This is a genomic window from Leclercia tamurae, from assembly GCF_025566055.1.
Lineage (GTDB): Bacteria > Pseudomonadota > Gammaproteobacteria > Enterobacterales > Enterobacteriaceae > Enterobacter > Enterobacter tamurae.
Genome location: NZ_JAMHKS010000042.1, coordinates 1 through 516 on the forward strand (window position 1 = coordinate 1; position 516 = coordinate 516).

Sequence of the window (516 nt, forward strand, 5' to 3'; positions counted from 1 at the left end):
TGTCCACACAGATTGTCTGATGAAAAGTAAGCAGTAAAAAATCTCTGCAGGCTTGTAGCTCAGGTGGTTAGAGCGCACCCCTGATAAGGGTGAGGTCGGTGGTTCAAGTCCACTCAGGCCTACCAAACTCCTTCTTGTAAGGATGAGCGGTACAGAGATTAGCATTTTGCGATGGGGTTATAGCTCAGCTGGGAGAGCGCCTGCCTTGCACGCAGGAGGTCTGCGGTTCGATCCCGCATAGCTCCACCATCCTTTTACTGCGACAACACAAAAACTTCAGAGTGTACCTGCGAAGGTGCGCTGCGAAGTTTTGCTCTTTAAAAATCTGGATCAAGCTGAAAATTGAAACGACACACTGTGTCTGCTCTCCGTAATAAGAGCAGATAAGCGGTGTGTTCGAGTCTCTCAAATTTTCGCAAAACGATGATGAATCGAAAGAGACATCTTCGGGTTGTGAGGTTAAGCGACTAAGCGTACACGGTGGATGCCTAGGCAGTCAGAGGCGATGAAGGACGT

2 tRNA genes are annotated in these 516 nt (G+C 48.8%); both read left to right on the forward strand.

Features of this window, described 5'->3' with window-relative positions:
- Positions 1–48: 48 nt before the first annotated feature.
- Positions 49–125: transfer RNA gene (locus M8318_RS00215), tRNA-Ile, on the forward strand.
- A 48-nt stretch (positions 126–173) separates the two neighbouring features.
- Positions 174–249: transfer RNA gene (locus tag M8318_RS00220), tRNA-Ala, on the forward strand.
- Positions 250–516: the final 267 nt, after the last annotated feature.